This is a genomic window from Pleomorphomonas oryzae DSM 16300 (assembly GCF_000422965.1).
GTDB lineage: Bacteria > Pseudomonadota > Alphaproteobacteria > Rhizobiales > Pleomorphomonadaceae > Pleomorphomonas > Pleomorphomonas oryzae.
The window spans coordinates 95,346-119,904 of the sequence record NZ_AUHB01000010.1 but is presented as its reverse complement, the minus strand read 5'-3'; the positions used below and the strand labels follow the sequence as shown (position 1 = coordinate 119,904).

The 24,559-nt window shown below is 63.6% G+C and carries 26 protein-coding genes; 8 read left to right on the top strand and 18 right to left on the bottom strand.

What is annotated here, in order from left to right; translation table 11 throughout:
• The coding region (locus G522_RS30790; protein WP_425414076.1) for an ATP-binding cassette domain-containing protein at positions 1-992 on the bottom strand (992 nt) is incomplete at its 3' end.
• Positions 993-1,218: 226 nt separating this feature from the next.
• On the opposite strand from G522_RS30790, the gene G522_RS0116790 reads away from it, so the two are divergent.
• The gene (locus tag G522_RS0116790; RefSeq protein ID WP_084633240.1) at positions 1,219-1,851 is read left to right on the top strand and encodes a TetR/AcrR family transcriptional regulator; all 633 of its coding nucleotides are present in this window, start codon (positions 1,219-1,221) and stop codon (positions 1,849-1,851) included.
• Positions 1,852-2,041: 190 nt separating this feature from the next.
• Positions 2,042-2,797: an isocitrate lyase/PEP mutase family protein gene (locus tag G522_RS0116785; RefSeq protein ID WP_026792034.1), complete on the top strand. Its 756-nt coding sequence runs from the start codon at positions 2,042-2,044 to the stop codon at positions 2,795-2,797.
• A 13-nt stretch (positions 2,798-2,810) separates the two neighbouring features.
• On the opposite strand, the gene G522_RS0116780 is transcribed toward G522_RS0116785, so the two are convergent.
• The 11 genes from G522_RS0116780 to G522_RS27300 all read right to left on the bottom strand — a co-directional run bounded on the left by G522_RS0116780 (position 2,811) and on the right by G522_RS27300 (position 13,676).
• Entirely contained in the window at positions 2,811-3,521 is a 711-nt protein-coding gene (locus G522_RS0116780; protein ID WP_210162935.1) for a methyltransferase family protein, read from the bottom strand.
• Positions 3,522-3,639: 118 nt separating this feature from the next.
• Positions 3,640-4,203, bottom strand: a complete 564-nt coding sequence (locus G522_RS30520) for a P-loop nucleotide/nucleoside kinase family protein (RefSeq protein ID WP_245586682.1) — start codon at positions 4,201-4,203, stop codon at positions 3,640-3,642.
• A gap of 10 nt (positions 4,204-4,213) precedes the next feature.
• On the bottom strand, positions 4,214-5,173 hold the full coding sequence (locus G522_RS30515; RefSeq protein ID WP_026792032.1) for an ROK family protein: 960 nt from the start codon (positions 5,171-5,173) through the stop codon (positions 4,214-4,216).
• Positions 5,174-5,382: 209 nt separating this feature from the next.
• Positions 5,383-6,300 carry a tagatose-bisphosphate aldolase gene (locus tag G522_RS0116765; RefSeq protein ID WP_026792031.1) on the bottom strand — a complete coding sequence of 306 codons (918 nt, stop codon included), beginning with the start codon at positions 6,298-6,300 and terminating at the stop codon, positions 5,383-5,385.
• A 44-nt stretch (positions 6,301-6,344) separates the two neighbouring features.
• On the bottom strand, positions 6,345-7,142 hold the full coding sequence (locus G522_RS0116760; protein WP_084633251.1) for an ATP-binding cassette domain-containing protein: 798 nt from the start codon (positions 7,140-7,142) through the stop codon (positions 6,345-6,347).
• A gap of 2 nt (positions 7,143-7,144) precedes the next feature.
• Positions 7,145-8,254: an ABC transporter permease gene (locus tag G522_RS0116755; protein WP_026792029.1), complete on the bottom strand. Its 1,110-nt coding sequence runs from the start codon at positions 8,252-8,254 to the stop codon at positions 7,145-7,147.
• Positions 8,255-8,432: 178 nt separating this feature from the next.
• Positions 8,433-9,410, bottom strand: a complete 978-nt coding sequence (locus G522_RS27310) for an ABC transporter substrate-binding protein (RefSeq protein ID WP_051228718.1) — start codon at positions 9,408-9,410, stop codon at positions 8,433-8,435.
• Positions 9,411-9,776: 366 nt separating this feature from the next.
• Positions 9,777-10,676, bottom strand: a complete 900-nt coding sequence (locus G522_RS0116745) for a sugar-binding transcriptional regulator (protein WP_026792028.1) — start codon at positions 10,674-10,676, stop codon at positions 9,777-9,779.
• Positions 10,677-10,848: 172 nt separating this feature from the next.
• Positions 10,849-12,315, bottom strand: a complete 1,467-nt coding sequence (locus tag G522_RS27305; protein WP_084633238.1) for an ATP-binding protein — start codon at positions 12,313-12,315, stop codon at positions 10,849-10,851.
• A gap of 132 nt (positions 12,316-12,447) precedes the next feature.
• Positions 12,448-13,149 carry a response regulator gene (locus G522_RS0116735; RefSeq protein WP_036839740.1) on the bottom strand — a complete coding sequence of 234 codons (702 nt, stop codon included), beginning with the start codon at positions 13,147-13,149 and terminating at the stop codon, positions 12,448-12,450.
• Positions 13,149-13,676, bottom strand: a complete 528-nt coding sequence (locus G522_RS27300; RefSeq protein WP_051228717.1) for a MarR family winged helix-turn-helix transcriptional regulator — start codon at positions 13,674-13,676, stop codon at positions 13,149-13,151. The genes G522_RS0116735 and G522_RS27300 overlap by 1 nt, the downstream gene beginning before the upstream one ends.
• 193 nt (positions 13,677-13,869) lie before the next feature.
• Here G522_RS27300 and G522_RS0116725 point away from each other — a divergent pair, with 193 nt between their 5' ends.
• Positions 13,870-14,760, top strand: a complete 891-nt coding sequence (locus G522_RS0116725) for a branched-chain amino acid aminotransferase (protein WP_026792026.1) — start codon at positions 13,870-13,872, stop codon at positions 14,758-14,760.
• 155 nt (positions 14,761-14,915) lie between these two features.
• Here G522_RS0116725 and G522_RS0116720 read toward each other — a convergent pair whose 3' ends face one another.
• Positions 14,916-15,887, bottom strand: coding sequence for a hypothetical protein (locus G522_RS0116720; RefSeq protein WP_026792025.1), 972 nt, complete (start codon positions 15,885-15,887; stop codon positions 14,916-14,918).
• Between the two features lie 282 nt (positions 15,888-16,169).
• Positions 16,170-16,772 (bottom strand): TetR/AcrR family transcriptional regulator, encoded by a 603-nt coding sequence (locus G522_RS0116715; protein ID WP_026792024.1) that lies wholly within the window; start codon positions 16,770-16,772, stop codon positions 16,170-16,172.
• Positions 16,773-16,872: 100 nt separating this feature from the next.
• On the opposite strand from G522_RS0116715, the gene G522_RS27295 reads away from it, so the two are divergent.
• Positions 16,873-18,966: a phytoene desaturase family protein gene (locus G522_RS27295; RefSeq protein ID WP_036839728.1), complete on the top strand. Its 2,094-nt coding sequence runs from the start codon at positions 16,873-16,875 to the stop codon at positions 18,964-18,966.
• A 27-nt stretch (positions 18,967-18,993) separates the two neighbouring features.
• Here G522_RS27295 and G522_RS0116705 read toward each other — a convergent pair whose 3' ends face one another.
• Complete coding sequence (locus G522_RS0116705) at positions 18,994-19,608, bottom strand: TetR/AcrR family transcriptional regulator (protein WP_026792023.1); 615 nt, start codon at positions 19,606-19,608, stop codon at positions 18,994-18,996.
• 78 nt (positions 19,609-19,686) lie between these two features.
• Between G522_RS0116705 and G522_RS0116700 the strand changes: the two genes are divergently transcribed.
• A complete protein-coding gene (locus G522_RS0116700) occupies positions 19,687-20,295 on the top strand; it encodes an NAD(P)H-dependent oxidoreductase (RefSeq protein ID WP_026792022.1) in 609 nt (202 codons plus the stop codon).
• Positions 20,296-20,305: 10 nt separating this feature from the next.
• Here the strand turns inward: G522_RS0116700 and G522_RS0116695 are convergent, their stop codons facing one another.
• Both G522_RS0116695 and G522_RS0116690 read right to left on the bottom strand, forming a co-directional pair.
• Positions 20,306-20,914: a hypothetical protein gene (locus G522_RS0116695; RefSeq protein ID WP_156886968.1), complete on the bottom strand. Its 609-nt coding sequence runs from the start codon at positions 20,912-20,914 to the stop codon at positions 20,306-20,308.
• A gap of 106 nt (positions 20,915-21,020) precedes the next feature.
• On the bottom strand, positions 21,021-21,257 hold the full coding sequence (locus tag G522_RS0116690) for a hypothetical protein (RefSeq protein ID WP_026792020.1): 237 nt from the start codon (positions 21,255-21,257) through the stop codon (positions 21,021-21,023).
• A 193-nt stretch (positions 21,258-21,450) separates the two neighbouring features.
• On the opposite strand from G522_RS0116690, the gene G522_RS0116685 reads away from it, so the two are divergent.
• The 3 genes from G522_RS0116685 to G522_RS27290 all read left to right on the top strand — a co-directional run bounded on the left by G522_RS0116685 (position 21,451) and on the right by G522_RS27290 (position 23,214).
• Positions 21,451-21,903, top strand: a complete 453-nt coding sequence (locus tag G522_RS0116685) for a thioesterase domain-containing protein (protein ID WP_026792019.1) — start codon at positions 21,451-21,453, stop codon at positions 21,901-21,903.
• Positions 21,904-22,100: 197 nt separating this feature from the next.
• Positions 22,101-22,304 carry a hypothetical protein gene (locus G522_RS30300; protein WP_169453544.1) on the top strand — a complete coding sequence of 68 codons (204 nt, stop codon included), beginning with the start codon at positions 22,101-22,103 and terminating at the stop codon, positions 22,302-22,304.
• Positions 22,270-23,214, top strand: coding sequence for an SDH family Clp fold serine proteinase (locus G522_RS27290; RefSeq protein WP_084633236.1), 945 nt, complete (start codon positions 22,270-22,272; stop codon positions 23,212-23,214). Before G522_RS30300 ends, G522_RS27290 begins: the two co-directional genes overlap by 35 nt.
• A gap of 130 nt (positions 23,215-23,344) precedes the next feature.
• Here the strand turns inward: G522_RS27290 and G522_RS0116675 are convergent, their stop codons facing one another.
• Positions 23,345-24,547 carry an efflux RND transporter periplasmic adaptor subunit gene (locus tag G522_RS0116675; RefSeq protein WP_051228715.1) on the bottom strand — a complete coding sequence of 401 codons (1,203 nt, stop codon included), beginning with the start codon at positions 24,545-24,547 and terminating at the stop codon, positions 23,345-23,347.
• Positions 24,548-24,559 lie beyond the last annotated feature (12 nt).

The window sequence follows — 24,559 nt, the reverse complement described above, 5'->3', positions numbered from 1 at the left end:
GCCCGCTCGACGTTGGAGACGTCGGCCGGCTTGCCGTTGATCAGCACCTCGCCGGAGATCTTCTGGCCGTAGGAGTGGCCGAACACGCTCATGGCGAACTCAGTGCGGCCGGCACCCATCAGGCCGGCGATGCCCACCACCTCGCCGCGCTTGACGTTGAGGTTGATGCCGTTGGAGATCTTCCGGTCGGAATGGATCGGGTGATAGGCCGTCCAGTTACGTACCTCGAAGATGGTCTCGCCGATCTTCGGTACGCGCTTGGGAAAGCGGTCGCTGAGTTCGCGACCGACCATGCCGCGGATGATGCGCGCCTCGGAGATTGTCTCGGCATGGCAGTCGAGCGTCTCGACGGTGGCGCCGTCGCGCAGCACGGTGATCTTGTCGGCGACGCGGGAGATCTCGTTGAGCTTGTGCGAGATGATGATCGAGGTCAGGCCCTGCTTCTTGAACTCCAGGAGGAGATCGAGAAGGGCGTTGGAGTCGCTCTCGTTGAGCGAGGCGGTCGGCTCGTCGAGGATGAGCAGCTTGACCTTCTTGGACAGCGCCTTGGCGATCTCCACCAGCTGCTGCTTGCCGACGCCGATGTTGGTGATCAGCGTCGAGGGGTTTTCCTTGAGGCCGACCTTGGCCAGAAGCTCTGTGGTGCGACGCGTCGCCTCGGCCCAGTTGATGACGCCGCCCTTGGCAACCTCGTTGCCCAGGAAGATGTTCTCGGCGATCGACAGCATCGGGATCAGCGCGAGTTCCTGGTGAATGATGATGATACCTTCTTCCTCGGTATCCTTGATCGAGGCGAACTTCTTCAGCTCGCCGTTGTAGTAGATCTCGCCGTCATAGGTGCCGTGGGGATAGACGCCGCTCAGTACCTTCATCAGCGTCGACTTGCCGGCGCCGTTTTCACCGCAGAGCGCGTGGATTTCGCCTTCCTCGACCGAAAAGCTCACATCGCGCAACGCCATGACGCCGGGAAACGTCTTGGTGATGTTGCGCATCTCCAGGATCACGCGCGGCGCGGAGCGGCTCCCGGTGACGGGATTGGTCATGGTTATCCTCCCGAGACTGGACGCTCCCACGTCCGGTAAAAAAGTCATCAGTTGATGACTTAATACGGGTGACCGATTTCACCGTCAATGGCGAAGTGATAGGTAGCTTTGCGGGACGACCCATCGGCCGATCCGGCTGTAAATATGGGGGTGTGCGTTGGAGGAAGGGCTGGGAATGGACGGGGAGAGTGGTGCGCGACGCCGGACCGGCAGGCGGCCCAAGACGGCGGAATCGGGACGGACGGCGCTGCTCAGGGCGGCAATGCACCAGTTTTCCCGCAAGGGGTATGACGGCACGTCGCTCAGGGCGGTGGCTGACGAGGCCGGCGTCGACATGGCGCTGATCAACCGGCTGTTCGGCTCCAAGGCGGGGCTGTGGTCGGCGATGATCGATCTCGCCGCCGCCCATGAAAGCCGCAACGCCGCGCTCCGGGCCATCAAGGACGACACGGGCATGGGCGTGCGGCAGCGGCTCGAGCTGTTCATCGAGGTGGTCGTTGATGTGGCCATCGACCTGCCGGTGTTTCCGGGCCTCCTGCTTCAGGAGGCGTCGATCCCCGGCGAACGCATGGACATGCTGATCGATCGACTGATCGGACCGTTCGGACAGGACGCCATGCCGCTGATCGAGGAAGGCATCCGCGAGAAGGTGATCGCCGACGTGGCGCCAAGCGTCTTCTTCTCGCTGTTGATGAGCTCCATCACGCTGGCCATGGCGGCGCCGCACCACCGGCGAATGATCTCCACCGATCCGGTCGAGCTGGCGAAGATCGTCAAGGCGGCGGCCAAGGCGATCTTCCTGCGGTAGAGTATTTCCGGTGAAAACGGGTTCACCGGAATGCCTTATCTTTTTGTGCTGACGCAATCCGGACGCAACCGGCGCTATCCTTTTGCTGCAATCGCTTTGGCGGTTCAATTCCAATGGGTTGCTGAAGAGCTACGGCGGCCTATGGCGCGACTGAGCGAGATCAAACGGCAATTTCGTGAAAGGAAAAAGCATGTCATCTCAGATCGATAAAGCCAGACTGTTTGCGTCCCTTCACCAACCGGGTAATCCGCTGTTTCTCTACAACATCTGGGACGCCGGAGGGGCCAAGGCCATTGCCGACGCCGGCGCGCCGGCCATCGCCACGGGTTCGATGTCGATGGCGCTGGCTCATGGCTATGAGGACGGCCAGAACATACCTTTCGAGCTGGTGTTGGCCGTCGTTGATCGAATTTGCCGGGCGGTGGACCTGCCGGTCACGGTCGACTTTGAGGGCGGATATGCCGACAGCCTTGATGGGCTGGCCGAGAATACGTCGAAGCTGGCATCGGCGGGCGCCATCGGCATCAACTTCGAAGACCAGGTGGTCGGCGGCACGGGCCTTTATGCCATATCCGCTCAATGCGACCGTATCTCGGCGATCCGCACAGCCGCCCCCAACCTGTTCATCAATGCGCGCACCGACCTGTTTCTTCAGGAGAGGGACGTAAGCCGGCAAGCCGGGCTTGTCGATGCGGCGATTGCGCGGGCTAAGGCTTATGCGGAGGCAGGCGCCTCCGGCTTCTTCGTTCCCGGCTTGACCGATCTCGGCCTGATCGCGCGTGTCTGCGACGGCGTCGATCTACCGGTCAATGTGATGCGGACCGGCGCCGCGCCCTCGGTATCGGAGCTCGCGTCGACGGGTGTTGCCCGCATTTCCAGCGGTCCCGGGCCCTACTTCGAGTTCATCGCTGGCCTGAAGGCTGCCTTCAAGAAGGCTGGCGGGTAAACAGGGGCGGCTGTCACCATAGGCCAGGGACCAATCTCCATCGTACCCGACGAGCATAATCGTCATAACCGGGGAGCTCAGCCTGCAGCAGGCGGTCTTCCCAGGAGGTGCGGAGGGCGAGCAGCGCGGACGCCAGCACGGCGGGCAGCAGCGCCAGGACCGAGCCGAGGGCCAGCGCCATGCCGAAGAACATCACAATGGCGGCGATGTAGCCGGGGTGACGCACGAAGCGGTAGGGGCCTCCGTCGATCACGTGCTGATGCCGCTCGGACTGGATGCGGAAGCCCGGCTCGAAGAACGGGTTGACGGCCTGCGCCCAGGCCGTCACCGCTATGCCCCCGAGCAAGGCGGCATAGCCCAGGACAACGGCTGAGAGCGGCAGCGGCAGCCAGTGGAACCGCCCGGTGTCGAGCGCCGCGACCGGCAGGATCGCCACCATGGCCGGCAGAATGGCGGCGAGCAGCGCCCTGTCCCAGGCCTTGGTGCCTCTCTGGAAGCGGCTGCGCGCCCGAAAGATGATCGGGTTGACCCGGGCGAGCACGAGAGCCGAGGCACCGAACGCCAAGACCAGAACGGCAATGAAGATCCAGCCCGGCACCCAGGCGATGCTGCCGGCCGGCAGGAAAATCAGCACAAGGAGCGCCAGCGGCAGGCCGATGGCATAGGCGATGGCCGCGCTGCGCGACATGGCGCTGGGGTCCCGAGGCGGTTCGGCGTTGTCCATGGGACTTCCCCCTTTTTCAAAAGCTCGGCGCATGCGGGCAGCAGCAATCGATCGCGTCGATCGACGCACAAGTATACCACGGCCGGAGGCTTTCAACGCCCTGGGGGTTACGCCGGCATCAGCCGGGATTCACATGCCGAGTTCGCTCCACCGGGGTGGTGGCCTTTCTGATCCGCAGTATCAATTCGTCTTCGTCGGGGGGCTCTAGTGTCTCGACGTCGACGATGGGCCAATGCCCGATGGGCGTGGCGCGAGCCGCCAGTTCCGCCAACTCGGGGGCGTAGCCGGCAGGTGGATGGCCGGGGTGGCGAAACGCGGCACGGGCGCGGTAGCGTTCGGCGCAGACCTCTGGAGGTGCGTGACACCAGACCTCGACGATCGGGCCTGCCTTGGCGCGGGCGAGATGGGCTTCGAGCACGTCGAGGGGCACGAACTTGTGCCAGGCGTCGACGATGGCGCCGAGGTCGTCCGGAAAACCGGCAATGCTGGAGAAGATCGCCTGATAGCTCGCTCGTCCGAGCTTGCGGCTATAGTCCCTGTCGCCAATGCCGAGATGGTCGAAAAAGGCTTCCTTGATGGTGTCGACCGTCAGAACGGGCAGGGACAGGTGCCTGGCAATGATGGCCGCGACGGTGGATTTGCCGCTGGCCGGCACGCCGTTGACGAGAAAGACCGGATGCATTGAACACATCTCACGGCTGTTGCGGGGTAAAGGCAGGCACACGGCCGACATCAGCCGCGAAGACCGGCAAGCTGGACTGCGGCACTCCTTCACGACGATGTGCCGCCAGCGCCCATAGTCCGCTGCCGATGACACCGGCGTCATCGCCAAGTGCCGCCGCCCGGATGTCGTAGCTGTACCAGCTGTTCTCGGGTGGCAGATGCCCGAGCGCCCGGACCATCGCGTCCCCGAGACCGCCGCCGAACACGATGAGGTCGGGATCGAAAGCAGCGGCCATCGAGGTGGCCGCGTCGCGCATCGGCTCCGCCCAGGCGCGCAACACGGCCTCGGTGACCTCGTCGCCGGCTTCGGACCGAGCGAACAGGGTCTCCACCGTTGTCTCAGGGGCGAGCCCGACCTCGCGGATCAAGCGGCCCAGTGATGTGCCGGAACTCGTCGTTTCGACGCAGCCGTGTCGCCCGCAATTGCACCGCTCCCCGCCGGGGCGAACCGTGATATGGCCGAGCTGACCGGCGGTGGCGTGGCCATGAAGCGGTCGGCCGCCCTGGACGATGGCGCCGCCGATGCCGGTGCCGATGGTGAACATCACCACGTTTTCGGCGCCACGCGCGGCGCCGATGGCGCATTCGGCAATCAGCGCCATGGAACAGTCGTTCTCGACGACTACCGGAAGCCCCGTGGCGGCGCCGAGCCAGGCGGCCAGCGGCAGCCCGCCGATATCCAGATAGCCCGCCGACAAGACCAGACCGGCCGCCGCGTTGACGCGGCCGGGGATGCCGATGCCGATGGCCCCGACGTTGGGGCTTCGGCAGCTGGCGACCAGCTCGGCAAGTCGGTTCGAGAAGGCATCCCGCCCGTTGGTGACCCCCTCGGCATGGCGCGACAGGATGTGGCCGGACGCGTCGATTTCGGCGATGCGCAAGTTTGTACCGCCAACGTCGATTCCGAGAGCCGTTGCGCCGTCAGTCATGGGGGCCTCGTTATTTTAGCGGGGGATCATAATTCGAAAGCGTACGAAAACGCGCGCGAGGAAGCGGCCCTTGGGCCGCTCCTTTCGTCTAGATTGTCGCATCGGATTTCCGAAAACCGGTTCCCACTTTTCGGTCCGATGCTCCAGCTCTTGTTGTCGCATCGGATTTCCGAAAACCGGTTCCCACTTTTCGGTCCGATGCTTTGTGCTCAGGCCGGCACAAGGGCCGGCGCGGCGAAGGCTTCCAGAATCTTCTGGATTTCCTTGAGGCGCGGCGTGGCGATATTGGCGAGTCGGTCCTGCTCCACCTTGCGATCGAGCGAGATGCAGTCCTTCCAGAGCGCGCGACCGGCAATGACACCGGAGGCGCCGTTTCGCATGGCCGTTTCCACCTGACCGAGGAAAGTCTTGTGGTCGACGCCCGCCGACAGCACGGCCCAGGGCACGTCGCCGGCCATGTCGGAAATGGCGCGGCAGGAGGCGGCGCTGCCCGGGTACGGCAGTTTCAAAACCTTGGAGCCGTTGTCGAGCGCGATGCGGGCACAGCCCTCGATCAACTCGCCGAACTTTGCCTTGTAGGCCGCCTCGTCCTCGCCGTCGAAGGCGTAGGTCAGGATTTCGACGACCAGGAGCAGGTCTTCCTTGGCGAAGTCGGCGACGCAATCGCGGATGATCTTGATGTTGTGCGTGTTGGCTTCGGGACGGTCGGGACGCAGGTAGACCATCAGCTTGCCGCCTGTGCCGCCCAGCTCGCGGACCCGACGGGCATCGACACCCGGCACCAGCTTGGACAGACGGTAGCCTTTGGCGTCGACGTCCCAACCGGACGCATCGAGGCCGATCAGCAGTGCGGTGTTGCGGCCGAGTACACCGTCGTCGATGACGCGCGGCACGGCGCAAACCGGATCGAGCAGCACGCAGGAGGCGGAGTTGGCAAGATAGGCGACGATGTCGGACTTGACGTCGCCGAGCTTGTTTTCGTCGATCTTGGCCCGCTCCTCGGGGGTCGATGCGAGGATCTGGCGCATGGCGCCGCGCTGGTCGCAGGCCACCACCATCATGCGGCCGTTGGCGCCGCAGATCTGCTGGTAGCCGCGATACTCCGCGGTTGTCATCCTGTTGGGCATTTTGAATTTCCTGTTCGCTATTGATTGGATTTGCCGGAAGGCGGTCAGCCGACCATCAGGCGGACGACTTCGTTGGCGTTGGTGTCGGCGGCTCTGAGGTCGGCGACGGCGCGGCCGCGGCGCATGATGAACAGCCGGTCGGCGACCTCGAAAACGTCCTGCATGTTGTGGGAGATGATGATCACCGGCACGCCGCGCGACTTCAGCGTCTCGATCAGCGACAGCACCTTCTTCTGCTCGGGCACGCCGAGGGCGGCGGTCGGCTCGTCCATGATCATCAGCTTGGCTTTCCAGTAGACGGCGCGCGCGATGGCCGTCGCCTGGCGCTGTCCGCCGGATAGCGTGCGAACCGGAGCTTCGAGATTGCGGATGTTGATGTGCAGTTCCGACAGGACGGCTTTCGCCTCGGACCGCATCCTGGCGTTGTTCAATCCGGGCAAGAAGCCATAGGCTTTGCCGGGGACCTCGCGGCCGAGGAAGATGTTCTCCGCCGCGCCGAGGTTGTCGCAGAGCGCCAGGTCCTGGAACACCGTTTCGATGCCGAGGTCGCGGGCCTGCAAGGGCGAGGGGATGTCGACTTCCTTGCCATCGAGTTCGATGGTGCCGCCGTCCGGCCGATGAACGCCGGCGACCGTCTGGATCAGCGTCGACTTGCCGGCGCCATTGTCGCCGAGCAGCGCGACGGTTTCGCCTGGATAGACGTCGAAGTCGACCTGATCGACGGCGACGAGACCGCCGAAGCGCTTGGTGATCTTGCGGCAGCGCAGGACCGGGGTTAGGCCTTCGGGATGCGGGGCCTGGGGGATCGACGCGGCACCTGAGACGGAGTGAGGGGCGAGCATGGTCATGGGAAGAACCTCCCCTTGGCCTGATCCACCAGGACGGCCATGATGATGACGGCGCCGACGGCGACGTATTGCCAGAAGGGGTCGATGCCGAGGATGACGAGGCCGTTCTGGATGACGGCGATCACCAGGGCGCCGACAACCGTGCCGAGGATGCGGCCCTGGCCGCCCAGCATCGACGCGCCGCCGATGGCGATGGCCGCGACCGAGGACAGCATCAGCGCGTCGCCGGCATTGGCGACGCCGCCATTGAAGCGCAGCACATAGAGAAAGCCGGCGAGCGACGCCGAGACGGCGCAGAGCACGTAGATCTTGAACAGCGTCCAGGCGAGCGGAATGCCGGCCCGCGACGCGGCCTTGGGATTGCCGCCGACGGCATAGACGTGCCGACCGAAGCGGGTGCTGCCGAGCAGCCAGCCGCAGAACGAGGCGAGAATGACGATGTAGACGACCTGCAGCGGGAAGAAGCCGAGAACATCGCGCACGGCCGTTCCCGTCACGCCGCTCGGCATGGCCAGGAAGCTGAGGCCGGCTTCGGGATGGAAATAGGCCAGGAAGCCGTTGCCGAAGAAGCCGAGACCACGCGTGCTGATGGAAACCGGCGGACCTCCCGACAGCACGTAGGCAACGCCTTCGGCGACCGACAAGGTGCCGAGCGTGGCGATGAACGGCGGCACGCGCATATAGGCAACGAGCACGCCGTTGACCGCGCCGGCGGCCAGACCGATGAACAGCGTCGTCATCAGGCCGAGCAGGATGATTACCGGCAGCGGGTAGCCGGTCAGCGCCTGCATGACGATGGCGCTGGCGACGCTGGACAGCCCCATCACGAAGCCGGTCGACAGGTCGATGCCGGCGGAAATGATGACGAAGGTCTGCCCGAGGCCCAGCACCAGCAGCACGGCCATGTTGGCGCCGACCGCCTGGAAGTTGAACAGATCGAAGAAACCCGGCGCGGTGATCGAGAAGAAGACGATCAGGGCGATCAGAAACAGAACGGCCCACATGCGTCCGGCAAAGGCGACGAGATTGGAAGGCGCCAGGACTTCGTCTTGCCCCGCGGAGGCATCTTGGGCCGGGGACGAAAGGCTGGTTGATTTGGCACTCATGGAGCGCGTCCTTGAGCTGGAAGGGGAAGGGGGCGCGCACCGCGCCGAACGCCATCGACCTGTCGATGGGCGGTGAGGCCGCCGAGGCGGCTCCGGGTCGCGTGGAGGGAAGATCGACCCGGCGCCGCGCTTGGCAGGCGTCTGGGAGAGTGGAGTCTCCCAGACGGGTCTTGCCGTCTTATTTGGCCTTGTAGATTGCCGACTGGGCTTCCGGGCTGTCGACGTTGTCGCGGGTGATCGTCACGAAGGGGACGGCCACCTTGGCGGCAATGTCGGTCTTGCCCATCAGGGAGTCGTAGACCGACTGGACGGCGACTGCGCCGATCTGGCCGGGTTGCTGGGCGATGACGATATCGATCAGGCCGTCCTTCAGGCTGGCGATGGCTTCCTCAGGCGCATCGAAGCTGGCGATCTTGACGGTGCCCTGCAGGTTGGCGGTGCGAACGGCGGCGGCGGCGCCCTGGGCGCTGAACAGATTGCCGCCGAAGACGGCGCCGATGGTCTTGTCGCGCTGCAGCGCGGCCTGCGTCAGGTTGGTGGCCGTCGTGGCGTTGCTCTGGGTGTAATCGACACCGGCCAGCTTGACCGCGCCCTTGGTCGCTTCGACGGCGGCCTTGCACCCGTCGCGGCGCAGCGTGTCGGAGGGAACGTTCGGCGTCGAGACGAGCACGTAGAGCGAGCCCTTGCCGCCCATGCCGTCGATCAGGGCCTTACAGGCCGTCTCACCGCCGGCAAAGTTGTCGGACGACACGCCGGCCACCGGGAAGGTCACGGTGCCCTTCTTGTAGTCGCCATCGCCAATGAAGGTGTCGGCCGTGGCGAGGACGATGCCGGCCTGAGACGCGCGTTCGAGAACGGCGATCATGGCGGTCGGATCGTTGGGCACGGCTACCATGCCGTTGACCTTCTTGGCGATCATGGCGTCGATCAGCGGCGTCTGAAGCTGCGGATTCCACTGGGAGGGGCCATCGGCAACCAGCGTGATGCCGAGCTCCTTGGCCTTGGCGCGCGCGCCCTTTTCCATGGTGACGTAGAAGGGGTCGCCCTTGATGCCGTAGACGAGGGCGATGGTGATGTCGGCGGGCTTCAGCGAAGCCGCCGTGACGGCGGTCGTCGATACGAGAACGGCGGCGAGCGCAGCTGCAATCTTTTTCATGAGTTTCCTCCCAAATCCGGCGGCGTTTCCTCAAACGCGCCTTCCGCCTGAGCGGCCCTGCTTGGCCACACGAGATCGGTGAGAGAGACGTAACATCTTTCCGAAACAAATTTCAATAGGGACTGATGAAAATTTCTGGAATCGTCCAGATGCCGTGAAATAACTTGCGGAGACCGGTATCAAACCCTGCTGGCGCGCGACGTGACGACGCGCACCGATGCCGCGCTGGCGGAACATCCGGTGGCGCCGCATGGGTCTTCCCGGCGTGAGCTCGGAGAGCCTCGCGCCGGTTCAGGTTGGCTATGTGATTGTATGTCCGGTGGTTATCGACTGTCTGTCTCGTTCCCGACTCTGGCAGCGATGGCTTTAGCTGCAGAGATCGAGAACGGCCTGGGCGGTTCGCACGTCGGTGACCAGGGTATTGATCAGGCGCGACCGGGCTGCGCCGACGATGGCGGCGGCCTTGGCGGTCGAGACGGCGACGCCGATGACGAACGGAATTTTTCTCAGCTGTTCCACCGACAGGGCGATCAGCCGGTCGGCGCCGCTCCAGGAGACCAGCTGTCCGTTGGTATCGAAATAGTGGCGGATGACGTCGCCCGCCGCGTTGGTGAGCTGGCGCTCATCAGCCGTCACGCCGAGCTGGCCGGGCGTCGGCGACAGATGCGGCAGACCGATGCCGACCAGGGCCGCATCCGTGCGCTCCCAAAGGGCAATGGTCTCGCGGATGCTGGGATCGCTCAGGAAAGCTTCACGCAGGGCGCTCGACGGCAGGTAGGGAGCGTGCAGAAAGCGCGGCGTGCCGCCCATCTGCTCGGCCGCCAGGCGAACGAATTCGTTGATCTGAAAATGGTCGGCTGTTTCCTGCATGCCGCCGTTGGCCGGGACGGTGATGACGCCGGGAAACTTTTGAAGACCACCTTGGATGATATCCCGGACGGCGCGCCCCCAGCCGATGGCAACCACCGAACCGGGGTGGAGGCCTGCGTCGGCCAGGCAACCCGAAACGGCGCCAGCCAGCGAAGTTACCGCGTTGACCTCGGGCACCTCGGCAACCACGGCCCGCTTCAGCCCCAGCGCGCGTTCGAGGTCCCGCGCCAGATCATCCGGTCCCACCAGATCGCGAACTTCGATGCGGACGATGCCTTCCTCGCGCGCCCGCTTGAGCAACCTCGAAATCGTGGCTGTTGAGAGGTCGAGCTGTCGGGCGATCTCGTTCTGGGGGATGTTCGACAGGTAGTACAGCTTGGCGACTGTGTGCAGCAGGGCCCGCGATGAACCCGACTCCTGTCCGATGGACTCTGACAGATCGACCTCCGTGAAATAGTTTGCAGCCCTCCTTAACATCGGCGGAAATTTATTGAAATACGAAATCTGTCTAGGGAGTCGTCACCCAGGGGCTCGGGCTGATGTTGTGGCGACGTAGGCGGCAGCGGCTTCACGCCGGCAGGCGGATCGTCGCTTTGAGGCCGCCGTGCGGGCTGGGGCCGAGCTCGATGTCGCCGCCGTGGCTGCGGGCGACGTCGCGGGCGATGGCAAGACCGAGGCCGGTGCCGGGCACATCCTGATTGCGCGCCGCGTCCAGCCGGTAGAAGGGGCGGAACACCGCCTCCAGCTCGCTGTCGGGAATGCCGGGCCCGTCGTCCTCGACGACGATCGATAGCCAGCCCTCTCGCCGCTCGCCGGTGACCCAGATTGCCGAGCGACCATAACGGGCAGCATTGCCGACGAGGTTGGCGATCAGCCGGCGGAAGGCGGTGGGGCGCAGCGTCAGCGCGCCGTCGCCGGTGAAGGTGGAATGCACCGTTCGCCCGACAGGCTCCGCCATCTGGCGCAGGCAGTCGGCGATCGTCGCCTCGACATCCATCGGCTGTGGCGCCTCATCGGCGTCGCCCCGGGCGAAATCGACATAGGCCTCCAGCATGGCCTCCATCTCCGCCACATCGGAGCGGAGGTCGGCGGTTTCCTCTCCTTCCGGCAGCAGGGCGAGGCCGAGGCGGAAGCGGGTGAGGATGGTCTTGAGATCGTGGCCGACGCCGGCCAGCATGGTGGTGCGCTGCTCGATCTGCCGTTCGAGGCGGCGGCGCATGCCGATGAAGGCGTGGGCGGCCTGCCGGACCTCGCGAGCGCCGGACGGCGCAAAGCCTTCCACCGGCCGTCCCCGACCGAAGGCGTCGGCGGCGGCGGCCAGCCGCTCGATCGGCTTGATCTGGTTGCGCAGGAAGATCAGCGATACCAGCACCAGGAACAGGGCGGTACAGACCATCCACACGAGGAAGAAGTGCCAATTGGCGGCGTAGGCGAGGTTGCGGGCGAATTCCACCCGCAGCACGCCGCCATGGACCACCATCCGCACCTCGATGCGATTGTCGTCTTTGAGGTCGCGGATGGAGAACGGCATATGCGTGCGCTTCAGGATGCCGTCGGCCAGCATCGAGTGGACGATGTCGGTCGAGGAGCGGCGTAACCGGCCGATCTCGCTGGTCGGCATGATCTCCACATTGAGACCCATGGCCCCGCCAGTGGACGCAACGATCGCAGCCCGCTGCAGGTCGGTGAGATCGTTGGTGTCGGCAATGGTGGCAAGGCCGACAATCTGGCCGGCGACGGCATCCGACAGGCGCTGGGTGACCAGGATCCAGTGGCGATCCATGAATACGCCGGTGAGAACGCTGAGCAGGATCAGCATCGGCACGACGACGATCAGGAGCGACCGGCCGAGCAGGCCCTTGGGCAGCCACCGGTTGATGGCATGGCCGGTGCCGACCCAGGCGCGGCGCAGCACCCTCGGGCTATAGCGGCTGACGAAAACGCGGACGTGCCGGGTGAAGTCGTCCAGCCGGTCGAGGCCGGCGGAGATGCGGCCGCGACGCTCACTGGGCTCGGGCACGGGTGTTCCCGTCATTTTTCCTCTTACCAATTCGCGAAGATGCTGACGCATCCGCTCATTGAAGTCACTGCCGATGTCTCATGTGCATGAAGGGCATGAGACATCGGCAAACCGAATACCGAGGGGCGTTTTCAATGTCTCTCGGTATCACTCAAATCGCAGGCGGTAACCGACGCCGCGCACCGTCTGCAGGAACATGGGATTGCCGGGATCGACCTCGATCTTGCGGCGGAGGCGGTTGATCTGCACGTCGATGGTCCGCTCGCCGACGTCGCCCGGCTCGCCACTCAGCGCCTCGCGCGACAGGGTTCCGTCAGGGCTGGCGGCGAACTGGCCGAGCAGCTGCCGCTCGCGGTCGGTGAGGCGCACCGGCATCTCGCCATCGACGAGTTCCTCGCGCTTGGCGTTGAACACGAAGCGGCCGAAGCGGATTTCCTCGCGGGTCAGCGGCGCTTCCGGTAGCGGCCGCCGCTTCAGGATATTGTTGAGGCGCAACAGGAGCTCGCGCGGCTCGAAGGGCTTGGTCAGGTAATCGTCGGCGCCGGCTTCGAGGCCGCGGATGCGGTCGGCACCATCCGACTTGGCGGTCAGGAGCAAGATGGGCACGTCCTGCTCGGCCCGCAAGGACTGGGTGAGGCTGAGGCCGTCCTCGCCGGGCATCATCACGTCGACCACCAGAATATCGAACTCGATGGCCGAGATCTTGCGCCGCGCCTCGGCGGCATCGGCGGCGGCGGTGACGCGGTAGCCGTGGCCGCCGAGATATTTGGCGAGCAGTTGGCGGATGCGGCTGTCGTCATCGACGACGAGCACGTGGCTGGCGGCGTCGGCGGGGGCAATGGCGGCCATCAGTCTTCCTCACCCACCAGCGCGCCGGGGGCGCGGGCGTCGATCATGTTGCCGAGAAAGTCGCGAACGGTGGCGCGCGCGTCCGGCGGCAGCGGGGCGAGCGCCCGCGTCAGGCGCGCATGCTGGCGGGCGGAGAGATCGGAGGCGAGCCGCTCGCCCTTCTCCGTGGCGTAGAGCAGGCGCTCGCGCCGATCCACCGGGCCGGGGCGCTGCTCGATATAGCCGTCGTCGATCACCTGCTTCAGCACGCGGCCGAGGCTCTGCTTGGTGATCTGCAAAATGTCCAGGAGATCGGATACCCGGAGGCCGGGGTTTCGCATCACGAAATAGACGACGCGGTGGTGGGCACGGCCATAGCCGATGGCTTCCAATATGTGGTCGGCCTCGCCGACGAAGTCCCGGTAGGCAAAGAACAAAAGCTCGATCAATTCGAGGTCCAGCCCCTCGCCGCCGCTGCCACTTACGCGACTCGCCTGGGACACGTCGGGCGGAGATGTGGCGTCAGAGGAGAAATTTATGGCAGCCATGTTGACATACTTCGATTCATTTGTTACTTGAATAGCCGTCACGACGAAACGATCGTTCGCAAATCGCGGTCGCCACGGACATCCGGTGCCCCTGAGGATTTTCAATCAGCGAGCATAACCGCTTGTCAACGCCGAGGCAAAACGTGTCCCGGAGGTGCCGGGCAACAGAAAAAAGAAGGTCTGGGAGTTCAAGATGGCCAGTGTCCCCTTTGACAGCCGCGACGGTGTGATCTGGTACGACGGCAAGTTCGTCGACTGGAAGGACGCCAAGGTGCACGTTCTGACCCACGCGCTTCACTATGGCAGCGCCGTCTTCGAAGGCGAGCGCGCTTATGGCGGCGAGGTCTACAAGCTCCGGGAGCACAGCCAGCGCCTGATCGAATCGGCCGAGATCCTCGGCTTCAAGCTGCCCTACAGCCTTGAGCAGATCGAGGCGGCGACCAACGAGGCGCTCGCCCGGTCCGGCCTCGTCGATGCCTACGTCCGGCCGATCGCCTGGCGCGGCTCGGAGAACATGGGCGTCTCGGCCCCCAACAACACCATCCACATGGCGATCGCCGTCTGGGAATGGCCGAGCTATTTCAGCCCGGCCGAGAAGCTGAAGGGCATCCGCCTGACCTGGGCGCCCTATCGCCGCCCCGACCCGATGACCATCCCCTGCAAGTCGAAGGCGGCCGGTCTCTACATGATCTGCACCATCTCCAAGCATGCGGCGGAAGCGCAGGGCTATACCGACGCCCTGATGCTCGACTATCGTGGCTATGTGGCGGAATCGACCGGCGCCAACATCGTCTTCGTCCGCGACGGCGAACTGCATACGCCGGATCCGGACTGCTTCCTTGACAGCATCACCCGCCAGTCGGTGGAAGCGATCGCCGCCCGCCACGGCATCAAGGTCAACCGCCGGCACATCCTGCCGGAGGAACTGTCGACCTTCACGGAAGCCTTCCTGGTCGGCACCGCCGCCGAGGTCACGCCGATCTCGGAAATCGGCGAGCATCGCTTCAAGCCGGCGGCGATCAGCGAGCTCTTGATGCACGCCTATCTCGCCGAAGTGCAGCCCAAGAAGGCCGCTGCCGAGTGATCTGAGACCGGCGTGACGGCTGCCCTGGCGGCAGATCTCGAACGGCTCAAGCTCTTTGATGGAATGGGATGATCACCCGCTGTGCCAACGCGCAGCGGGTGTTTGTCTGACGGGATCCGCCCGCCGAACACATCTGCCAGTCAGGCAGACGCCGATCACCGTTCAAGATGCTTCTGCTCAATCAACTGCTTGGCGCGATCTTCGTCAAATGACCCGTCTTTGCGAAGGTGAATCCACTCGCTCAGTTGTGGATGCGTATAGCGATCAAAAATGACGACGCCCTTGTTGAGTATGGCAGACAAATAACTGAACGTGCTGTTGGTCGCCACCAGCATGTCGGAATTCGCCAATCCCCTGAGGGTGTCCATTGCGCCCAAGGTATTTACAATGGAGACATTGTCTCCGAGAAGATCGGACATCTCCTCGGTGGAGCCGTTCGTATAGATCGATATCCTGAAGGGGATATCGAGGGCGCTCATCAGTTTCGTTGTCGTTTCAATCGTGCGCTTGATGCGCGCGTTGGGGATGTATCTGTTTTTGTTTTGCTTCTTTGATACGTCGCCTCTTCTGACGTGCATCGCTATGTCTAGATGTTCCGATCTTTCTTTCCCGTCGAGGCGGATTTTCTCCTTCGCGTAATTGACCAGAACGTCCGGGTTATGGTCCGTGTAGGCGTAGAAATCTCTGACACTGACCATGAGGTCTTCGCGCCACAGATCCTTGTCGTTGCAGAACTGGGTAAAATTGACGCGCCGAAGCTTGCAGGCATCGGCGGGAAGCTCATCCCGGCCAAGACCGAAGGTTTCGTCAATCCGCTTCGTCCAGGTGGATTTCTCCCCTTCGGGATGCCCCAGCTTATAAAGGGGAGTATAGGCAAATCCGTAACCGAGATATTTTGCGGTGGACGCCACGGATAGCCTGGAGAGGATCTGAGATCCTATGCCTTCGTCTGGCATCTCCTCATTTACGAAGACCACGTTCTTGTTGATGTCGCCCGACATCATTCCACGAACAATCACTTCGCAGAAAAATTTCTTATCCGACTTAACCGAGAGCCCTAATCTTTTCTTGGCATTGACCCAAGCATACCTTGCGTAATATTCAGCTTTATTGCCAAGAGCCATCATGACCTCAGGAGAGACGCTTTTAGTCGACAACCCGCCTTGGACTGGGCCGCCGCATGCGGTGGAGTTCGAGCGACATCGCTGTTGGCTTCCTGGAGGGAAGCTGCAGAGTTCCTCACCATGGGATGGCAGGTATCCTGGCGACGACTAGCACGTTCGCCGGGCACCGCGCTACCGACGAGTGTGGAGCCGACGGCGGCGACGCTTCACTTGATTCCAGGGGAAGCCGGGCTTTCTTTCGCGAAGTCATCGTCCAGCATCCCTACGGCTTTCAGCTGTGCTCCGTCAGGAGGCGATGATCCTTCGGACGGCTTTGACGGCCATGTCGGCGCTGGCCGCGATCTCCTCGGGAGTCGGTGTGTCAGCTGCGCCGACGATCTGCCAGACATGCCTGTCGCCCAGCAGAATCCCGAAGAAGGTGCGCATGGCCAAGTCCGCGTTCTGCGGCGTCAGCACGCCCGCTGCGATGGCCTTGCCGACAAACACCCGCACCGATGCCGCTACCGGCCCGGCCCCTGCCTCATGGATGGCCTTGCCCAGCTCGTTGACTCGCCCCGCTTCCGACGCGGCCAGGCGGAAAAGCGCGGTTCTATGCGGCTGATAGAGATCGGCGGCGAATCTGCGGCCGAATTTGCCGAGCAGGTCTAGGAAAGCATCCAGCGTATCGGGACTGCCGAGGTCATCGGCGAAGGGCAGCGTGGTGGAATAGGCACGCACCATGGCCGCCAACAGTCCCTCCTTGCTCTCGAAGTGATCGTAAAGATCGCGCTTGGAGACGCGGGCGAGCTTGGCGATTTCCGCCGTGGTCGCTCCGGAAAAGCCCTTCGTCGCAAACACATGCGCCGCGGCTTCCAGGATGGCTGTTCGTCGTTCGTCGTCGCTTGTCACGGCGGTCTCGTCGCTCCCGATTTTTTGGTACCAACCGGTACCAAGACGTGCTATAGCCATTTGGTACCACGCAGTACCAACAATTTCGAGCGATCATTTCATGAAAACGGTTCTCCTGATCAAGCTGGCCTTCCTGCCGGCCATCGTGTTCGGCATCCTGACGGCGCTCGGCTATCGCCTGGCGGCGCTCGATCTCGCAGCGGTGATCTCCACCATCCTCGTCGCCTGGAACGTGTCGCGCGGCTTGAGCCGCCCGCTGGAGACGATGCTGCTGTTGACCCTGTTCGGATCGGCGGCCATCACCCACCTCGGTTACGACCTCACCGATCAGGCGGTTGCCCTGCAGCTCCTGGGGCAGGGGATCGGCGGCCTCTACGCGGCGGCGCGCGGGCGACACTGGACGACCGACTATTCGTCCGCCGAATATCCGAGCGCCGTTGAAAACCCGGCGTTTCACACCGTCAACGCCATCCTCTCCTATGTCTGGATCGTGCTGTTCTTCGCCCTGGCAGCGGCTTCCTGGGCGCACATCGGCGGCTGGTGGACGACGGCGGTGGTGCTGGCCGGCATCGTCCTCAGCATCTGGGGGCCGAAAGCGATGATCCGGCTGGTGGTCGGACGGATGATCGCCGACCGCCAGCCCTCCGGCTGGCCGCGCCCGAGTTTCGAGGGCAAGGAACCCGGTGAATATGACATCGCGGTGGTTGGCGGCGGCCTCGGCGGGCTGGTCTCGGCCGCGCTCCTTGCCGATGCCGGACTGAAGGTGATCGTCGCCGAGCAGCACGTCATTCCCGGCGGCTTCTGCCAGCATTGGGTCCGCAAGGTGCGCCACGCCGGCGCCATGCGCGCCTTCCGTTTCGACGGCGGCCTGCACGATTTCTCCGGCGTGCGCGATGGTGGGACCATCACCGAGCTGCTCGCCCGGCTGGGCATCCGGCTCGACTGGGTGCGCGTCGGCCATTCCTCCTGGCGTGATGGCGCCTCCGTCAAGGTGCCTCAGGACTGGCGGGAGTATGTGCGGAGCCTCGGCGAAGAGTTCCCCGGCAGCGCCGAAGGCATCGCCGCCCTGTTCGACACTATCCGCAAGGTGGGCGAGGAGATGCGCTCGCTCGGCAAGGGCAATTGCGGGGTGCCCATGCCGCCTGAAACCGCCTCGGCGGCGCTGGCCTTCCAGCGCGACAACCCCACCGCCATGGCCTGGATGAACAAGCCGTTTCGCGACATGCTCGAGGCCTTTGTTCCGGACGAAGCCGCCCGCCGGGCGCTCAGCAGCCTCACCGGCTATCTCACCGACAAGGCGGGCGAACTGACGGTGGGCAACATGGCGCCGATCTTCGGCTACTATTTCTACGGCGGCTTCTATCCGAAAGGCGGTTCGGGCACCGTGTCCGAGGCTCTGGCCGACGCCATCCGCCAGCGGGGCGGCGAGGTGCTGCTGCGCGCGCCGGTCCGCTCCATCCTGGTCGAGGCCGGTCGCGCCGCCGGCATCGAACTCGAGGACGGCCGTCGCATCAAGGCGCGGGCGGTGATTTCCAACGCCGATCTCAAGGCGACCTGCCTGAAGCTGTTGCCCGAAGGGGCGCTGCCCGACGATTTCCGGCGCCGCATGCTTGAGGCCGAGCCCGCCGCCTCGGCCTTCATGGTCCATCTCGGCCTGGACATGCAGCCCGATGTCTCGGTGATGGGCAGGGTCGTCGGCGAGGATGGCCTTGCCGTCGGCGTGATCTCGGCGACGGTGGCCGACCCGACCGGCGCTCCGGAAGGCTACGGCACGCTGACACTGCTCACCCTGGTTCCCCAGAGCGAGGCGGCGACCTGGTTTGCCGGCAGTGACGACGACGATCCCGACTTCGAGGCGCTACGGGCCAGCAACTCCTATATCGACCGCAAGGCGGCCGTCGGCGACCGGATGATCGCTGCCGCCAGCCGGCTGGTCCCCGGCCTCGCCGACCATATCGTCCTGAGGGAAGATGCCTCGCCGGTCACCTTCGCCCGCTACGACCGGGCAAGCGGCGGCGCCATCTACGGCCTAGCGCGCGGAGATCGCCTCACGGGATCGCAGACGCCGCTGCCGGGCCTCTACGTCGCCGGTTCGGGCAACATGGGCCCCGGCGCCGAAGCCGCCTTCATCTCCGGCGCCCGGACGGCGGATGCCATCGTGCCGGGCATCCTGAGGGAAGCGCGGGCAGGGTGAGCCTTCGGGGGCTGTTCTCGCGCCATCTCAGCGCTGGCGGTCCACCATGCCAACGATGATGTCAGAAAGCTCGACCTCTGCCTCTTCCGGCGTGACGTCGGCCGAGGCGGCGGCCTCGGAGAGAGAATCGGCGGCGCCAAGCATGGCCCAGAGGCCGGCGTTGCCGATGCCGCGCTCGCCGGCGAAGGGGGCGAGGGTAGCCCGGCATTTCTCGATGAAGGCCAGTTGATAGTCCCGCTTGACCCGATCCATCTCCGGCGAGCCGGCAAGGGCGGCGAGGACGCCGGGTATTTCGTTGCCCTGGGTCAGCACGCACGCGACATAGGCGGAGGCGATGACCGCCGCCTTGTCGGTGAGCGTCGGGCCACTCTTGGCGAGTGCCGTGTCGAGCACGGCGGTCTGGCGCAGGTCATAATCGCGATAGAGCACCGCCAGCAGTCCGTTGCGCGTGCCGAAGTGGTCGTAGACCACCGGCTTGGCGACGCCCGCTGCTTGGGCGAGCCGAGGCAGGGTCAGCGCGTCGGTGCCTTCTTCGCGAACGATCCGCCAGGAGATGTCGATGAGCTGACGCAGCCGATCGGCGCGGCTGAGGCGAATGCGTTTGCCGGCGGGCGGCTGAGATGGAGACGGGGCTATTGACATGCCTATATACCAAAGGTAACTTACTAAAAGTATATAGAACAACCGTGCGCCGCGCAATCGCCTGGCGGGAGAGATGTGATGCACGCCACCATCGTCGTCGCCCACCCCATCCACCAGTCGCTGACGCAGGAGATGGCCCGGAGGGTTTCCGAGGGGATCGTCGCCGCCGATGCCGGACATAGCGCGGAGATCGTCGATCTCATGGTGGAGGGATTCGATCCGCGTTTCACGGCGCGGGATATCGCCGTTCTCGCGGAGGAGGCCGCGCCGTCGCAGGATGTGCTGGCCGAGCAGGCAAGGCTCGACCGGTCAGACGCGCTGGTGCTGGTCTATCCGGTCTACTGGTGGTCGATGCCCGCCCTTCTCAAGGGCTGGATCGACCGGGTGTTCGTCAACGGCTGGGCTTATGACTACAGTCCGAAGAAGGGCTTGGTGAAGAAACTGGGCCGCCTGCCGATCCACCTGATTGCCATCGGCGCTGCCGACAGGGGCACCTACGACAGGCACGGCTATACCGACGCAATGAAGGTGCAGATCGACCACGGCATCTTCAACTATTGCGGCGCCCCGGTGCTGACCTCGGAGCTGCTGCATCTGCCGGATACGGGCGCTCCACTGGCGCTGCTGGACAGGACAGAGGCCATCGGGCGCGGCGTGTTTGGCGAGCGGCTAGCGGAGTGCGCGTGAGGCGCTGCATTCACGGCCTTACCGCCGGCTCCGCCAGGCGGGCACTCTCAACGAACAGGCCCATGTGCGTTCCACGCCCGGTGACGATGATCTCGGAGCCGCTTTTCAGTTGCTGCTGGAAATCTGGGGGGAAGTTGCACAGCGTCTCGTCGAGTGTCGGCATTCCGGCAAGACCTATCGCGGTCTTGCAGAACTTACCGCCGATGTATTCGGGAAACGTCACGGTGTAGGCAACGTGAACCTTTTCTCCAGATAAGAGCGCCGCGCAAAGCGGGATGGTCGTTGTTACAAGCTGATGACCGATGATAGCGAAGAGAACTAGCAACAGTAGAATGCCTAGGAGATGCCCTAACCCGGATTCTTTCTTTTCGTCGAACGGCAGATTGACAACCAGGCTGAAGCCGATCATGGCGCAGAGCGCCGCGCTCGCCATCGCGTAATATTTCACGCTTTCGATATAGGCGGGAGTTGGAAGATACTGAATGTGAAATGCCGCGAGGACATATGTCAGCGCGAGGCATCCGAACGTCAGGAGGACGAAAAGGCTAATCGCAATCGCGACCAGCCTGCGCTTCGTCCAAAATCCATCGCCTTGGTTCATCGCCGCACGCTGAGCCACCCCATCCGCCGGCAAGGCATAACACGCCTGCCGGGTGCAACGCTACCAAGGCGAGTGGCGCGGAACGGCCGCGCCGTAGCGGCGACGGAGCGATCGGTCGGACACCTCAAGCGCCCGAAAACTTCACCGTCACCCCGCGCTGCCGGAAGTAGGCCTGCATCAGCTTCCGGCCGGAGCGGTTGCCATGCGGGAGCCGAGCCGGGTCGAAGACCGCTTCCTTCGTACCTTCCTGCGCCAGCGCTGCCTTGAGCGTGGCGATGTGCAGGTCGATATCGGCATTGTCCGCCTGCAGAGACTGGTAAACCCGCTCGATGGCGTCTGCTACGGTCGGTTGGCTCACAATACGCTCCTGTCACTCGTGGCGGTGCCCGCCGTGGTCTTTGCCTGACCGTATCGGGGGGAAAGGCCGTCGCGTCAATGGGGGAGGTGGAGTGGGGGCTTGTGGCGGCTGCCGCATTTGGCTCCGGCAAGGTGTTGGGCTAGCTTGCCCCACGCCTTGCCCGATAGGGCTCGATGGTTTGGAGTCGTCAGCTTCGATGGAACGAGAAGACCTGGAAACCTATCTGCGCGAGCAGATTCCGTTGTCAGCGGCGATGGGCGTGTCGGTGTGCTCGATCACCGAGGCGTCCGTCACTCTCAGTGCCCCTCTCGCGCCCAACATCAATCACAAGAGCACCGTGTTTGGCGGCAGCGCCTCGGCCCTCTCCATCCTCGCTGCCTGGTCCACCCTGCATGTCCGCCTACTCGACGCCGGGTTGCCGTCCGAGATCGTCATTCAATCCAATACGATGGAATATGAGAGGCCGGTGCGCGGCGAGTTCGTGGCGACGGGGGCGATAGGTGCCGCTTCGGAGTGGCCGGCGTTTCTGAAGATGCTGGAGAGACGGAAGCGGGCTCGGATCGAGATCGAGGCGGAGTTGAGGTGTGGGGATGAGGCGGTGGGGGCGTTTAGCGGGCGGTTTGTGGCGTTCCTGAGGGAGGGGCGGTAGGGATACCGTTGGGCGTAGGCAGCTTCAGGTAGCTCCGGGAACCTGGAAACCCGACGGTGGTTATCAATTCGATGGCCTTCGATGGTGAGGCTATGTCAATACACTTGACCTTTGGTCGTAGTGCGATACAGAGCAGGGTTACAAGTTCTTAACAACTCAAGAGTTCATTGATACACCTTGGCGTAGGGGGATTCGCTATGAAGCTCGTCGAAATGTATGAGAACCTTCAGACTATGGGTGTTCTCGGAAAGCCACTTGAGCTGCGCGCGATGCAGACGTTTGGTTTTGATGACGTTGGCTGCCTCAGCGCTTGCACCACCACGCCATATCCCTCGCACGACCAATCGAACGAGGGTGTGTTGAAAAATGCCAAATTGGGCACAAGTCCTTCAGGAAATTAATGATGGGCTTCAAGCTGGCGATATGTCAGCTTTCGATACCGTGCGGCGTAAGTATTTGCGAGCGCTTCATGAGTATACGGGAAGGCCAACCATAGCCTACTACTCAGGCTGGCTGACCAAAAGGGTCGTCGGAACTGAAATAAACGATGAAGATAAGAACGGGTTCATGCTTTGTGTCCACGGTCTGCCCAAGGACCGAGGACTGGATTTAGTTTTGCATACGCCGGGAGGCGGTATTGCGCCTACCGCGTCCATAATACACTATCTCCATTCAATTTTTGGCTCTGACATTCGCGCAATCATCCCTCAAATTTCTATGTCCGCCGGTACAATAATAGCTTGTTCTTGCAAGTCTATTGTTATGGGACGACAGTCCAATATTGGGCCGACCGATCCTCAGATGAATGGCATTCCAGCCTTCGCAACGAAAGCTGAATTTGAGAAAGCCTACAAAGAGATACTTGAAAACCCCCGCGCTGCTCCGGCGTGGGCCCCAATACTTCAACAGCTACACCCGACTTTTTTGCAGCAGTGCGACTACGCGATTGCGTGGACAGAAAATTTCGTCCGCGAATGCTTAGCAAAGAATATGTTTAGTGGAGCGCCTGATGCGGAAGCCAAGGCCAACGCAATAACTGCAAGATTGTTGGATTTCCACGAAAATAAAGCCCATGATAAGCACTTTCATGTCGAGGAGTGTCTCGAAATGGGGCTTAATGTCGAGATAATGGAAAAAGACCAGAAATTCCAAGATCTAGTTCTGACGCTTCATCATTGCTTTATGCACACGCTTACAAATTCCGCTGCATTCAAGATTATAGAAAATTACTTTGGGAATGCGTTTGTTAAACAGGTTCCGCCTCCGGCGCCAACTTTTGTTCTTCAGGGAGCGGCTATGCCCTCTGCTTAGCGCCAGAATGCAGGCCCCCCGTATTTGGCAACAAGCTCCTCCTTCAAAAACACCACCGCCGCCGACCTATCTTGAGGCGGCGGCGGTCGGTCGTTCATAATCTCCAGCGAAGCACTCAGGCCTCAGCCCCTCACTTCATCGCCACCTTCTCAGGCGGCAGCGGCGCAACCGGCACGCCCGGCCAGATCTTCTGGAGGTTGCCCGAGATGATCAGGTCGTTCTCCGTGAGGCCGGAGAGGATGGCGATTTGGTCGCCGTCGGTGCGGCCGATCTGGACCATGCGCTGTTCGACCTTGCTGTCCTTGCCGACCACGAAGACGAACTTGCCGAGCTGGCTGGAGCCGAGGGCCACCTGCGGCGCCATCAGCACGTCTGGCTCACTGCCGACGCTGAGGCGGAGGTGGACATACTGGCCGGGCAACAGGTCGAAGGCGGCGTTGGCGATGGTGGCGCGGGCGGCCACCGTACCGGTCGACTGGTCGAGCCGGTTGTCGATGAAGGTCAGCTTGCCGGGATAGTGCTTGCCGGCGTCGGTGCCCTCGGCACCGGCGAGGCTGATGTCGGCGGAGACCTCACCCTTGGCCAACGCCGTCTTGATGGCGGCGAGTTCCTTCTCGGAGGGGTTGAAGGTTACGTAGATCGGGTCGAGCTGCACCAGCGTGTTGAGCACGGTGTTGCCCGAAGAGACCAGCGTGCCGACCGAGGCGGCGCTGCGGCCGAGGCGGCCGGCGAAGGGCGCGCGGATGGTCGAGCGATCGATGTCGAGTTCGGCCGCCCGCACGGCGGCCTGGGAGATGCCGATCGACGCCTGGGCCTGCAGCAGCGCGCTGGAGCGCTGGTCGTAGGTATCCTTGGCGAGGAAGCCCTTCTGCGACAGCTCCTGGCCGCGGTCGAGGTTGGAGCGCGTGTATTCCACCTGGGCGGTGTCGCGCTGCAACTGCGCCTTGGCCGTGTCGAGCGCGGTCTGGGCGTCGCGGTCGTCGATGCGATAGAGCACGTCGCCGGCCTTCACGTCGGCGCCGTCGGCGGCGACCTGCTCCTTGAGGAAGCCGGTGACCTTGGCCTGCAGCGACACCGACTGGATGGCCTCGGTGCGGGCGGGATAGTCGAGATAGACCGGCAGCGTGCGCTTCTCCACCTTCGCCACCGGCACCGGCATGGCCTGGGGCGCCGGCGGCGCGGCGGTGGCCGCCGCCGGGGTGGCGAAGAAGTCCTGAACGTGCAGGGTATTCAGGGCGTAGTTGCGCACGGCCGGGTGGAACAGGCTGGCACCGCCGGCGATCACCACAAGGGTGAAGAGAGAGGCGATGGGGCGTCTTGTTAGAAAAGACATGGCGGAACTCCG

Coding starts and splice junctions, on each gene's coding strand:
- G522_RS0116790 (WP_084633240.1), top strand. CDS start 1,219: ATGGACGGGGAGAGTGGTGCGCGACGCCGGACCGGCAGGCGGCCCAAG.
- G522_RS0116785 (WP_026792034.1), top strand. CDS start 2,042: ATGTCATCTCAGATCGATAAAGCCAGACTGTTTGCGTCCCTTCACCAA.
- G522_RS0116780 (WP_210162935.1), bottom strand. CDS start 3,521: ATGGACAACGCCGAACCGCCTCGGGACCCCAGCGCCATGTCGCGCAGC.
- G522_RS30520 (WP_245586682.1), bottom strand. CDS start 4,203: ATGCATCCGGTCTTTCTCGTCAACGGCGTGCCGGCCAGCGGCAAATCC.
- G522_RS30515 (WP_026792032.1), bottom strand. CDS start 5,173: ATGACTGACGGCGCAACGGCTCTCGGAATCGACGTTGGCGGTACAAAC.
- G522_RS0116765 (WP_026792031.1), bottom strand. CDS start 6,300: ATGCCCAACAGGATGACAACCGCGGAGTATCGCGGCTACCAGCAGATC.
- G522_RS0116760 (WP_084633251.1), bottom strand. CDS start 7,142: ATGCTCGCCCCTCACTCCGTCTCAGGTGCCGCGTCGATCCCCCAGGCC.
- G522_RS0116755 (WP_026792029.1), bottom strand. CDS start 8,254: ATGAGTGCCAAATCAACCAGCCTTTCGTCCCCGGCCCAAGATGCCTCC.
- G522_RS27310 (WP_051228718.1), bottom strand. CDS start 9,410: ATGAAAAAGATTGCAGCTGCGCTCGCCGCCGTTCTCGTATCGACGACC.
- G522_RS27305 (WP_084633238.1), bottom strand. CDS start 12,315: ATGACGGGAACACCCGTGCCCGAGCCCAGTGAGCGTCGCGGCCGCATC.
- G522_RS0116735 (WP_036839740.1), bottom strand. CDS start 13,149: ATGGCCGCCATTGCCCCCGCCGACGCCGCCAGCCACGTGCTCGTCGTC.
- G522_RS27300 (WP_051228717.1), bottom strand. CDS start 13,676: ATGGCTGCCATAAATTTCTCCTCTGACGCCACATCTCCGCCCGACGTG.
- G522_RS0116725 (WP_026792026.1), top strand. CDS start 13,870: ATGGCCAGTGTCCCCTTTGACAGCCGCGACGGTGTGATCTGGTACGAC.
- G522_RS0116720 (WP_026792025.1), bottom strand. CDS start 15,887: ATGATGGCTCTTGGCAATAAAGCTGAATATTACGCAAGGTATGCTTGG.
- G522_RS27295 (WP_036839728.1), top strand. CDS start 16,873: ATGAAAACGGTTCTCCTGATCAAGCTGGCCTTCCTGCCGGCCATCGTG.
- G522_RS0116705 (WP_026792023.1), bottom strand. CDS start 19,608: ATGTCAATAGCCCCGTCTCCATCTCAGCCGCCCGCCGGCAAACGCATT.
- G522_RS0116700 (WP_026792022.1), top strand. CDS start 19,687: ATGCACGCCACCATCGTCGTCGCCCACCCCATCCACCAGTCGCTGACG.
- G522_RS0116685 (WP_026792019.1), top strand. CDS start 21,451: ATGGAACGAGAAGACCTGGAAACCTATCTGCGCGAGCAGATTCCGTTG.
- G522_RS30300 (WP_169453544.1), top strand. CDS start 22,101: ATGAAGCTCGTCGAAATGTATGAGAACCTTCAGACTATGGGTGTTCTC.
- G522_RS27290 (WP_084633236.1), top strand. CDS start 22,270: ATGCCAAATTGGGCACAAGTCCTTCAGGAAATTAATGATGGGCTTCAA.
- G522_RS0116675 (WP_051228715.1), bottom strand. CDS start 24,547: ATGTCTTTTCTAACAAGACGCCCCATCGCCTCTCTCTTCACCCTTGTG.